Source organism: Sphingomonas sp. 10B4 (assembly GCF_035019905.1).
GTDB lineage: Bacteria > Pseudomonadota > Alphaproteobacteria > Sphingomonadales > Sphingomonadaceae > Sphingomonas > Sphingomonas glacialis.
Window position 1 is genome coordinate 1 of sequence record NZ_JASJVC010000105.1, and the last position, 8225, is coordinate 8225.

14 protein-coding genes and 1 tRNA gene are annotated in these 8225 nt (G+C 62.9%); 9 read left to right on the forward strand and 6 right to left on the reverse strand.

The window, feature by feature from the left end; all coding sequences use genetic code 11:
- The 3 genes from QN347_RS18005 to QN347_RS18015 form a co-directional block, all read right to left on the reverse strand.
- Positions 1-1163: D-alanyl-D-alanine carboxypeptidase family protein (locus QN347_RS18005; protein WP_323494272.1), on the reverse strand; the 1163-nt coding region annotated here is incomplete at its 3' end.
- Between the two features lie 18 nt (positions 1164-1181).
- Positions 1182-2084, reverse strand: coding sequence for an SPOR domain-containing protein (locus tag QN347_RS18010; protein ID WP_322163826.1), 903 nt, complete (start codon positions 2082-2084; stop codon positions 1182-1184).
- 4 nt (positions 2085-2088) lie between these two features.
- Entirely contained in the window at positions 2089-3135 is a 1047-nt protein-coding gene (locus tag QN347_RS18015) for a lytic murein transglycosylase (RefSeq protein ID WP_322163825.1), read from the reverse strand.
- 122 nt (positions 3136-3257) lie between these two features.
- On the opposite strand from QN347_RS18015, the gene QN347_RS18020 reads away from it, so the two are divergent.
- Together QN347_RS18020 and QN347_RS18025 are read left to right on the forward strand one after the other, a co-directional pair.
- A tRNA-Ser gene (locus QN347_RS18020) sits at positions 3258-3347 on the forward strand.
- 130 nt (positions 3348-3477) lie between these two features.
- Positions 3478-3894 carry a hypothetical protein gene (locus tag QN347_RS18025; protein WP_322163824.1) on the forward strand — a complete coding sequence of 139 codons (417 nt, stop codon included), beginning with the start codon at positions 3478-3480 and terminating at the stop codon, positions 3892-3894.
- Between the two features lie 39 nt (positions 3895-3933).
- On the opposite strand, the gene QN347_RS21015 is transcribed toward QN347_RS18025, so the two are convergent.
- From QN347_RS21015 to QN347_RS18035, 3 genes are read right to left on the reverse strand one after another with little or no spacing between them, the layout of a single operon-like run.
- Positions 3934-4086 (reverse strand): hypothetical protein, encoded by a 153-nt coding sequence (locus QN347_RS21015; protein WP_416194501.1) that lies wholly within the window; start codon positions 4084-4086, stop codon positions 3934-3936.
- Positions 4022-4780, reverse strand: a complete 759-nt coding sequence (locus tag QN347_RS18030; RefSeq protein ID WP_322163823.1) for a hypothetical protein — start codon at positions 4778-4780, stop codon at positions 4022-4024. The genes QN347_RS21015 and QN347_RS18030 overlap by 65 nt, the downstream gene beginning before the upstream one ends.
- A 4-nt stretch (positions 4781-4784) precedes the next feature.
- Positions 4785-5030: a helix-turn-helix transcriptional regulator gene (locus tag QN347_RS18035; protein WP_323494274.1), complete on the reverse strand. Its 246-nt coding sequence runs from the start codon at positions 5028-5030 to the stop codon at positions 4785-4787.
- 168 nt (positions 5031-5198) lie between these two features.
- Here QN347_RS18035 and QN347_RS18040 point away from each other — a divergent pair, with 168 nt between their 5' ends.
- The 7 genes from QN347_RS18040 (at position 5199) to QN347_RS18070 (ending at position 8152) form a co-directional block, all read left to right on the forward strand.
- Positions 5199-5843, forward strand: a complete 645-nt coding sequence (locus QN347_RS18040) for a hypothetical protein (protein ID WP_322163821.1) — start codon at positions 5199-5201, stop codon at positions 5841-5843.
- A gap of 3 nt (positions 5844-5846) precedes the next feature.
- Complete coding sequence (locus QN347_RS18045; protein ID WP_322163820.1) at positions 5847-6227, forward strand: hypothetical protein; 381 nt, start codon at positions 5847-5849, stop codon at positions 6225-6227.
- Positions 6224-6433 carry a hypothetical protein gene (locus QN347_RS18050; RefSeq protein WP_322163819.1) on the forward strand — a complete coding sequence of 70 codons (210 nt, stop codon included), beginning with the start codon at positions 6224-6226 and terminating at the stop codon, positions 6431-6433. The genes QN347_RS18045 and QN347_RS18050 overlap by 4 nt, the downstream gene beginning before the upstream one ends.
- A 133-nt stretch (positions 6434-6566) precedes the next feature.
- Positions 6567-7235 carry a DUF433 domain-containing protein gene (locus tag QN347_RS18055; protein ID WP_322163818.1) on the forward strand — a complete coding sequence of 223 codons (669 nt, stop codon included), beginning with the start codon at positions 6567-6569 and terminating at the stop codon, positions 7233-7235.
- Complete coding sequence (locus tag QN347_RS18060; RefSeq protein ID WP_322163817.1) at positions 7223-7630, forward strand: hypothetical protein; 408 nt, start codon at positions 7223-7225, stop codon at positions 7628-7630. Before QN347_RS18055 ends, QN347_RS18060 begins: the two co-directional genes overlap by 13 nt.
- Positions 7614-7754: a hypothetical protein gene (locus tag QN347_RS18065; protein WP_323494275.1), complete on the forward strand. Its 141-nt coding sequence runs from the start codon at positions 7614-7616 to the stop codon at positions 7752-7754. The genes QN347_RS18060 and QN347_RS18065 overlap by 17 nt, the downstream gene beginning before the upstream one ends.
- On the forward strand, positions 7751-8152 hold the full coding sequence (locus QN347_RS18070) for a hypothetical protein (protein ID WP_322163816.1): 402 nt from the start codon (positions 7751-7753) through the stop codon (positions 8150-8152). Before QN347_RS18065 ends, QN347_RS18070 begins: the two co-directional genes overlap by 4 nt.
- Positions 8153-8225: the final 73 nt, after the last annotated feature.

The window sequence follows — 8225 nt, forward strand, 5'->3', positions numbered from 1 at the left end:
AGATGTGTATAAGAGACAGCCGCCCAGGCGCGCCCGAAAAAGCCGGCTTCGCTGACGTCGTTGGCGGCGACCAGCGGCAGGCGCTCGGCGGGCATGCCGGGCGTCACCACGACGAGATCGGCGATATGCTGGCCAGCCTTGATCGGCGCCTTGATCGGACCGTCATATTGCACGCTGAGCTTCATCTCGCCTGCCGTGCCGGCGGGAACGGTTGCGCTCAGATCGTTGGCGGCGACGAGACCGACGCTGTTCGCGCTGCCGAGCTGGACTTCGGCGGTTTCGATCTGCTTGCCCTTGGCGAGGATCGGCTTGGCCTGCCACGCACGGAAGCCCCATTCCATGAACTTGACCGATTCCTCGGCGCGCTGGCCCGAAGTGCCGAGCCCCGCCATGACGAGCACGAGACGGCGCCCGTTCTGCATCGCCGACCCGGTGAAGCCATAGCCAGCCTCGTCGGTGTGCCCGGTCTTCAAGCCATCGGCACCCGACACGCGCCCGAGCAACGGATCGCGATTGGCCTGATCGATCGGCTTCTCGCCGCCGAGCGTCTTGCCCCAGGTAAAGCTGCGCAGCGAATAGAAGCGCTTGTAGAGATCGGGATAGGTCTGGATCGTCGCCGAGGCGAGCTTGGCGAGATCGCGCGCCGTGACATAGGTGACGCCATTGTCGGGCCAGCCGTTAGCCGTGCCGAAATGGCTGTTCGCCAGGCCGAGCTTGGTCGCCGCGCGGTTCATCCGCTCGGTGAACGCGCTCTCGGTCCCCGAAATGCCCTCGGCGAGCACGACGCAGGCGTCGTTGCCCGACAGCGTGACGATGCCCTTGAGCAGATCCTCGACGCTGACTTCCTCGCCCGACGACAGGAACATCGTCGATCCTTGCGAGTGCCACGCGCGCCACGTCTCGGGGCGGACGGGGAATTTCTGGTCGAGCTTCAATTCGCCCGACTTGATCATCTCGAACGCGACATAGACCGTCATCATCTTTGCCATCGAGGCGGGCGGCATGCGGCGATCGGCGTCCTTCTGGTACAGGATCGCGCCCGACGACAGATCCTGCAGATAGGCGACCGGCGCGGGGGTCTGGAATTCGGGAGCGGCAAGCGCCGGGCACGTCGCGGCGATGGCGACGACGGCGGCGGCGAGCAGTTTCTGGCGCGAGGACATGCGGTTGGGTCTCGTTCTTCAGTCGGTGTGGAAAATGCGTGCGTCAGCATAGCCGCGTCGTGCGGCGCCGTCACGTGCGCGCTGCGCAGCGGCGGAATCGGCAAAGGGCCCGAGCTGGACGCGGTAGAGCTTGCCCAGCGGAACGACGCGGCCGCCGAGCTGCTTGGCGAGAGCGGCCGCGCGCTCGGCGGACGACAGCGCCGCGACCTGGACCATGAGGCCGCCGCGCGTCGCCGCTGGCGTAGGCGCAGGCTTTGCGCGAGCGGGCGCCTCGATCTCGGGTGCCGGGTGCGGCTTCACGGGCGCACTCCGCTGCGGCGCGGGAGCCGGGCGGGTCGTGCCGACCGCCGCCGGCCGACTGGGCGAGCGCGGCGCGGGCGCGACGCGCTCGGCAGGCAGTTTGCGCCGAAGCGCCACGAGCAAGGTCGGCGGCGCGTCGAGCCGGGGCGACGCCGCTTGCCCCGCCTGCAGCGCGCGAAGATCCTGCGGCGAGACGATGACGGTGCGGACGCGGATGCCGCCATGATCGCCCACACCGAGCGCCTGCGCGGCACCCGGCGACAAGGCGACGACCGCGCCGCTGCTCTGCGCGACGACCAACGCGATGATCGTCCGCCCGCTGTCGAGCGCGGTCAGCTCGACCGGCGTGCCGGGCGCGAGCGTCGGATGCCCCACGCCGATCCCGACCGTCGCCCAGCGCCCTTCGGGCGGCGCGGTAAGCAGCGTTGCATAGCCGACGCCGTCCTCACGGGCTTCTCCCGACGTCCCGCGCGGGCCGGCCCCTTGCGCGACTTCGGGCGGCAGATCCTGCGGCGGCCGCGCGCTGTCGGACGGCAGGGTCGGGTCACGCAGATCGCGCTGCGCCACGGTAGCGGGCGACGCCACGACGCCAAACAGCGCCAAGCCAAGCAACAGCGTCACGCGCTTATTGCTCGACCGCGTCGGCGAGCAACCCGACCGACAGCGCGTAGAAATTCGAACAGTTATAATCGAGGATCACGCGGTAATTCCCGGTCAGCAGATAGGCGGTCCGCCCGACGCCATCGGGTTCGATCAAGGTCGCCAGCACCGAATCGCCGGGCCAGTTGCGTGACACGGGTGTCACCCCCAGCGCGCGCCACTCGGCCATCGTCTTCCAACCGCTGTGGCGCGCGAACACCTTGAGACAGCGCGGCGACAGCAAGCGATTGGTGATCTGGCTGCGGTCGAAGCTCGCCGGCACCGAAACCGCCAGCCCCCAGGGCTGGCCCGGACGCCAGCCGGCATTGGCGAAATAATTGCCGATTGACGCCAGCGTATCGGCATGGCTCGACCAGATATCGGCGCGCCCGTCGCCATCGCCGTCGCGCGCGAGCCGCAGATAGATCGACGGCAGGAATTGCGGCCCGCCCGTCGCCCCTGCCCAGCTCCCGACGAGTTGCGACCGCGTCACGCCGCGGTCCATCATCTGCATCGAGGCGATGAACTCGTCGGCAAACAGGTCGCGCCGCCGCCCCTCATAGGCGAGCGAGGCGAGCGCGCGCGGCAGGTCGAACCCGCCCATCACGCGGCCATAGCTCGTCTCGTGCCCCCAGATCGCGACCATGATCGATTCGGGAACACCGGTCTGCTGCTCGATCCGGCGCAGGCGCCAGCGCTCGGCTTGATAGGCGCTGCGGCCGTTGGCGATGATCGCGCTGCTCAGATGCTGCGCTTGATACGGCGCGAAATCGGGGATCCCCGCGTTGGGATTGGCTCCGGGCTGCGCACGGTCGAGCTCGATCACGCGTGGATTGAGCGTCAGCGTCGGAATCACCGCGTCGAGCGTCGCGCGGCTGACGCCCTTCGCTTCGGCCTTGGCGCGCAGCGTCGTCAGATAGCTTTGGAAACCGGTATCGTCCTGCGCGCAGGCGGCGCCGCCGACCCCGAGGCAGAGCGCAGCCGCCGTCAGTCCAAGGGCGATCCGCGCCCGTACCGTGTGTATGTCCCGCATGCGCCAACAGTGGCACAGCCGTCCGCGCACATGAACCCCCAAAGGCCTGCAGCCCGTCACAAACCTTGCACGCGGTGGCCCTTGCATGATGCCGCGTCGGGTCGCTATGCGAGCGACAGCGCGGAGAGATGGCCGAGTGGTTTAAGGCAGCGGTCTTGAAAACCGCCGTGGGTGCAAGCTCACCGTGGGTTCGAATCCCACTCTCTCCGCCACTGGCTATTGATATTGCTAAGTATTTTTGGGGATCGTGCTTCCGCTACCATAACCGCTCCCCAATAGCGCCTCCGCTAGCGGCACACCGGCGCCCCGTGATATGATCGTGCAACGGCTAGAGGGGCGGGCATGCGGATTACCGGATATTGGCGGATCATATTTGCGATCATGGGCGTGGTCCTAGCGGTCACGCTCTTTTCGGCATTTACAGGCGGCGCGTATGTCGCGAGCGCTTCCCTACCCGATGATCCCCCGGCGCAAGCCGTGAGTGCCAATCCGTTCGTAGACGCGCTAACCGCTAGCCCGGCCATCGATCGGTATGAGGCCCGACGAACGCAGGCTATGCAACGGATCGCCGTGCAGATGAGCCAGCAGCATCAGTGCATGCCCTGGACGACAAGCTATGAGAGCAACCGCGAAGGCGTCGCCGTTATCTGCCGCAGCGCTAGCGATGCAATGGGCATGGTTGAAACTGCGCTCGTCGTCTGTGCAGTTTTCGGAGGCCTTGCCATGTTGCTAGGATGGGTGGCGCGGGGCTTCGCATAGCCCGTGCGTTACGGGAATGTCCGCAGCGCCAAAACGGCTCTACGCTGCGGGACCTTCGGCAATACGGTCGATCAAGCGGGATAGGGCCATGAACTCGCCCGACCGTGCGCCATGCTTCCAACTGTTCTTATTTCCTTTTGGTGCGCCCGTGCTTTTCCCGCCGTGGAGCTTGCACCGCTTCTTTCCCTTCATCGCTGGACCCTGGCAGGGGTTGCCCGCTCGGTTGCGTGCCAAGCAGCGCGGGGCCTTGGCGAGACGCGCTGCGGGGCTCAAGGGGTTGATTGGCACTATCGACATATTCAGATCCTGCGGCGTGGTGGTGGAAATTCTCGGCAATAACGGCTTGCCCGCCTTCGTTGACGTGGACGTGTCTAACAGTCTGTTCGCGAGGCTGGTGCAGCTTAGAGAGGGCTTCCAGCGTCGTGCGGCAATTCGACTGCGCTTTGAGCGCTAGCCTCATGTAGCGTTCCATCGCGTCGGGCCCGACGTTACCCCCCGCACGGCGGGCTAGATCCGTAAATACCGCATCGAGCGCCAAAGCTTGGGAGGTCAGGATTTGGCTACTCAAAGTCAATTCGCCTCGGGCGGCCTTATCAGCTTCCTCGGTCAGCGCGTTCATGGTTTCCATGATCGGCGGCCGGCCGGAGTCGCCGTATAGCTTGCCGCCAAAAGAATCGATGACTTCGGCATGACGCGCGAACGGGGCAACCATAATGTCTGCCATCACTCGCCCGTCGCTTACCCCTTCGCGGGCCGTGGCTTTGATGTTGCCATGCTCGCCCTTGGGGAGCAGCCCAGCCGGGGCACGTCGTTCGGCCGGCGCAATCACCGGCAGCGCGTCGGGGGGCTGCTTGTCCGATGCGGGCTCGCGTGTCGCCTTAGCCATGCCGCTACCCCTGCCCTTGTGTGTCGGTCGATTGCCGCGCGATCGGAAGCCTCACGCCAACGCCACCAGCTAGCGACACGTCATTAGCGCCTAGGAAAACGACGCCCTTCGCCTCGAGCGCGCGGGCCATCGCTTCGACGCTGGACGTGCGCGTGTCTGCGCCCTGTTCGAAGCGCGACACGGTATTGATCCCGACCCCCGCCATTTTGGCAAAGTCGCCGCCACTGAGATTGAGGGCGGCTCGCGCCATCCGCGATTGTTCGGGTGTTATCATTCGGTGAAATTATCACCACGCGAGGGTTGACGCAACCCATAAATGAGTGCCTATTGGTGAAGCTTTCACCAAGAGAGCGACCGGGCGGAAGGATTAGGCCCCTTCCAACCCGGTCTGACCACAACGATCACGCAAGGATCTATCATGGCTAATCACACTCTGAACGCCCCCGCCGCGTCTGCCAAGGCGAGCGGCTGGAACGTCGTCGTATCGGCATACCGCAATGCAGCATCCGAACGGAACGCCGCGGCCCCCAGCGATTGGAAAGATGCCGCGCAAGAGTCCGCGTGGGAAATTCTGGTCGATCGGGCAAGCAAGGCGCTTAGCGCTGTCACTGCATACCCCGTCACGACGCTCGCGCAGCTCGCCGAGAAATGCGAGCTGGTCAAAGCCGAGTATCCCGATGCGATGCACCTGGACGGCGACGACTGCGCGGCGATCATTGCCGACGTGCAGCGCATCGCGACCGACCAGCACGCGGCCCGCCTCGCGAACGGTGGCGCTGCTTGGGATAGCGCCCTTGCCGCATACGAAGCGGCACAGGCTGCGGTTGATGCCATCCCGATCACCGAAGATGAAGGGGCGTGGAACGCTGCCGATACGATGCGAGCCGATGCGGCTTTTACGCTGGCAACGACCCCGGTACCCGACCGCGCCGCCTTGCTCTTGAAGTCTGAGCAGCTTTTCGGGGAAGCAGCCGACCGTGGCGAATGGGGGCCAACATGGCATCCCGAAATGATCGCTTCATACATGGCGGACATGCGCCGCCTTGCAGCGGTGGAGGGTTGAGCCATGAACGGCCAAGCCACAAAGGCCGCCGTCGCCTCCTATGAACCGTGGGAAGGCGACATGTTTGCGGGGGTGCGGGTGTCGATCACCGGCGCCCCTCCGATTGCCGGGAAGCGCGACTATTTCCCGGTCGAGATAGCGAGCGGTTGGATTGCCGACGCGGTGCGCGAACCGAGCGGCGACGTTGCAGTGATGCTTGTTTGTCGCACCGGGATCGATCCCGTTGCTAAAGAGCGGGAGATTGCCGACCAGCTTATCGCGGCTGTCACGCGCAAGGGTTTCTTGGGCTCTAACCTCTCGTTCGGGGGCGTTGCGGCAACGCTGGCGGTCGCTCCCGCGCTTTGGGCTCTGTTCGCCCTCGCATTCGTGGCGATGCCGTCGTGAGCGCCGCTACTGTGCGCCAGATCGGCGCGACGCTCGCCGCCATATGGGAGGAAATGGTCCCGACTGTGTCCTATCAGCGCGACCGCCACGGGCTCGAGCGTTGGGATGGTGAGGGGGGCGGGCCTTGCCACTGCCTCGCGTTCGAAGGGTTCGGGCTGTCGTTCTCGCTGTTCTTCGGCCGGATGCCGGGCAAGGGGGGCCGCTAGGATGGCAAGCCAGTACGCCCCCAAGCCGCCGCCAAAGTGGCGCTGGTTTCAGCTGGAGTTCGCTTTCATGCGGAACCAAGGCGCTTGATTTTGATGATTCACAAGAGAGTCCCATGATGATACTCATGCTTCCATGAACGCCTCGGTCCGCCCTGCCGATTTTTGGAGAGCGCGTCTCGACACCCCGAATTATGAGGTAAACGAGGCGGCCCGCTATGCCGGGGTCCACTCCAGCACAGTGTCGCGTTGGCAGCGCAATACGACGCTTGGCGCGCGCGATTCCCGGATCAAGCTATCCTACCTTCAACTTATCGAATTGGCGGTTGCCGCGTCCTGCAAAGAGGCTGGAATGAAGCTCGCCGATATCCGTGCTGCTCGCGCGTACTTTGCTGGCGCTTTCAACACTGCGCATCCGTTTGCAACGCTCAAATTGCAGACGGATGGCATTGATCTTGCGCTCCAAGCCGGTGCTGATCTGCTGATTGGGAACCGTAACGGTCAGTTGGCCTGGAAAGGAATTATTGGCGACCGATTTAAACAGTTCGAGTACGAAGATGGCTTGGCTACGCGTTGGCACGTCGCTGGTAAGCGTTCTCCAGTCGTAATTGACCCGCGAGTTCGTTTTGGCGCGCCCCACGTCGCGGGGGTTCCCACATGGTTGCTCAAGGAGCGCTGGCAGTCTGGCGAGCCGATCGCTGAAATAAAAGACGATTTGAGCTTAGATACCAAAGATGTAAACGCTGCACTTCGTTTTGAGGGAATTGACCCGTCCAAGCCTCGAAAGGGCGCGTGGCTCAACTAACCATCTTTTTTGATCGGTGCACCGGTTCTGCAGTTCCAAAACTACTGCAAAACACGCGCGCGCCGTTCATCGTAGAATATCAAGATGATAAAAAGCACGGTTTTGCGCAAGACTTAGCGGATGACAAATGGCTTGCTGAAGTTAGCCAAAAAAGGTGGATCGTGGTAAGCCATGACAAGAGATTCCATACCGACAGCATAGCGATAGAGGCTGTGCGGCAGCATAATGGCAGAGTATTTTATCTCGACGGCGGAAGCTCTGTGAAATGGGATAAACTGAGGCGGTTTGCGGCGGCGTATAAGAAAATTGCCGCGATCGTAGAAACCGAGAAACCCCCATTCATCTACCGGGTGACTTATGCAGACAGGATCATACGAGTTGTCAAATTCAAATGAGCCATCTCAACTCGACAAGTTCAAGGAAGCCGCGCGCGACCTCGAAACAGACGACGACGAAGCGCGCTTTGACGAGCGGCTGCGCAAGATCGTCAAGCATAAACCGGTGGAGAAGCCGGAGTGAGGGCGGCGGCGCTGGTACTTCTCGCCCTGTCATCCTGTTCGCAGATTACAGGCGCCTTCGATAAGAGGCAATTCAACCTAGTTTGTGACGGATCAAAAAACTACCAATACGGTTTCTATCCCGCGAAAAGCGAAAAATTGCACGAGGTTTACCGGATTGATCTGGCGAACATGCGATATTGCAAGGGACCATGCGACCAAACCGAAAAGCTTACTTCGGTTTCCCCGAGCGAGATAGAACAGCATATCAAAGGCAGCTTTGATTCCGACGATCAGCTAACCTTCCAACGTGAAACTGGTGATTGGAATTACAAATCGACGTGGAACGGCGGCTACGTATTTATCGGCGGTTCTTGCAAGAAGACGGCATTTTCAGGATTTCCCTCCGCAAAATTCTAGTGGTTCTCGCCTTACATTTGAGTCCGATTAGGGATTCCCGTCGACGTTTTGGCGTGCGAGTCATCGGGGATGC